The organism is Alkalicoccus luteus (assembly GCF_012034335.1).
Classification (GTDB): domain Bacteria; phylum Bacillota; class Bacilli; order Bacillales; family Salisediminibacteriaceae; genus Alkalicoccus; species Alkalicoccus luteus_A.
In genome coordinates this window covers 1-1,789 of sequence record NZ_JAATHJ010000061.1, presented here as the reverse complement: position 1 = coordinate 1,789, position 1,789 = coordinate 1, and the positions used below count along the sequence as shown (strand labels likewise).

Sequence of the window (1,789 nt, the reverse complement as noted above, 5' to 3'; positions counted from 1 at the left end):
TACGAAGATCAAACTCATTAAGCGCCGCGCTTATGGCTATCGAAACAATGAACACTTTAAAATACGTATCAGTTTAGAAACTGGCCGAGCAAACTAGCTCGTCAACTACACTTTATGGTGAAGAGCCTAACCTTTTCCAAAGAAACGGAATAACTACATTAACAAGGATGACACCGGCACCGTACCAGCCCAGCAGAAGGCTGTAAAACGCTTCTCCCTGATTTGGATAATTACTCAAAAGCATGAGAAGCAGACCCACCTGCCATACCCACGTGTTGAAAAAAACCATGAGAAATGTGGCTGTAAACAACGTTCTCATCTTTATTTCTCCCTTTGCCCACCGGAAAAATTCGAGAATGGAAGGAAGGATCTGCAGTTTTTTCTCCCCCGGGGAAACTCGACTTGACGGCTCCACCCAATGAAGCTGGATGATGAAAAAGGCACTTAAAGCATACGTGAGGGCATCTATCGTATAAAAATGAATCGTGTATCCGGTGCTTAACAGGCCGATACTGAATACAGGACCGAGGACCTGAACACCCCTCGTGACGATATCCAGCAGGCTGTTCACTGTCGTACGTTCATCCCGTGTAGTGATGAGCGGTAAAACGGCCCGGTAGGCAGGATTATAAAAACACCCGAAACTTTGTATAACAAAACTCACGACTAACAAATGCCAAAAAGCTAAACTCCCCGCGTAATAAAGCACCACAAGGGACATGATGATTGGAACCCGCAGGAATTCAATGTGCAGCAAAAGTCTTTTTTTATCAATACGGTCTGCGACAGCCCCTCCGATAAGACCGAACAGAAGATAGGGGAGAGCCTGGGTGATCGCTATGACCGTTGTAAGCCCGGCTGACTCTGTCAGTTCATAGGATAAAAATAGAAAAGCGAGTCCGGCCAGTACATTTCCGAGCTGGGAGATACCGGCGCTCGCCAAATAACAACGTATTTGTTTCTTTTTGAGTACATGTCGATACATCGTAACCACCTCTCATACAGGTTACAATGTATACGTTCGTGCAACTATATAGATCTTGTTAGCTTTCGAAACAATATTCAACCCAAATCAAACCACTAAGTCAAGGCAGGAAGGCAATCCTATTGGCTTTGTTAAAGTTTAAGGGTTTTTACACATTAAGTGTAAACAAAAAATTCACGCAATAAAATTACTCGATTTCACCACGTATCTTGGGCTATTTGAAGCTCGTCTAACATTTCTTGAACAAAAGAAAACTGGAATAGGATAATTATGAAAAAGGATTCTTTTTACATAAACGCCGTTGACGTTCAATAGGAATGCGGGTAATGTCCATTTTTACAACGAAGAGAGTTTGCATTCGACACTGCGGTATGACACCCCGGTTTCGTTCGAATGCATGAAAAACGATAGCTCGTCCCATCTGTCAGCTTGAAAACCGGATGAAAAAGGTGAACGCTATCATACAAGGAAAACCAGAAGAGGGCAGGAGAAAAACGTGATAACTTTATTTATAGAATCAAAAGCTCAGGATGGTCATATGAATAGACAAAATATCAGATATTCTAATTTCATGTTAGTTAAATTCGTCTTTTTATTCTTTATCATTGAATAATTAAATTGTATAATAGGTGTATGATCCTTTAAATTTCCTTTTATTTTCTAAAAAATGAATTTATAGGCTCATCACCACGAAGTGTAGTTGACACTTAAGCAGATGAAATGAAAACAAGTGGCAGATCCTTTATCGTGAAAGTTGTCGAGACAAACACGAGGAGGTTCTGCCACTTGCTACATCAGTTTATC

Annotated in this window: 2 protein-coding genes; one reads left to right on the top strand and one right to left on the bottom strand. The window is 41.1% G+C overall.

All coding sequences use genetic code 11. From position 1 onward, the window contains the following. Positions 1-97, top strand: a 97-nt coding sequence (locus HCN83_RS17835) for a transposase (RefSeq protein WP_168006037.1), incomplete at its 5' end; no start/stop codon positions are given. Positions 98-112: 15 nt separating this feature from the next. Here HCN83_RS17835 and HCN83_RS17830 read toward each other — a convergent pair. Next, on the bottom strand, positions 113-985 hold the full coding sequence (locus HCN83_RS17830) for an MFS transporter (protein ID WP_168009768.1): 873 nt from the start codon (positions 983-985) through the stop codon (positions 113-115). Positions 986-1,789 lie beyond the last annotated feature (804 nt).

Coding starts and splice junctions, on each gene's coding strand:
- HCN83_RS17830 (WP_168009768.1), bottom strand. CDS start 985: ATGTATCGACATGTACTCAAAAAGAAACAAATACGTTGTTATTTGGCG.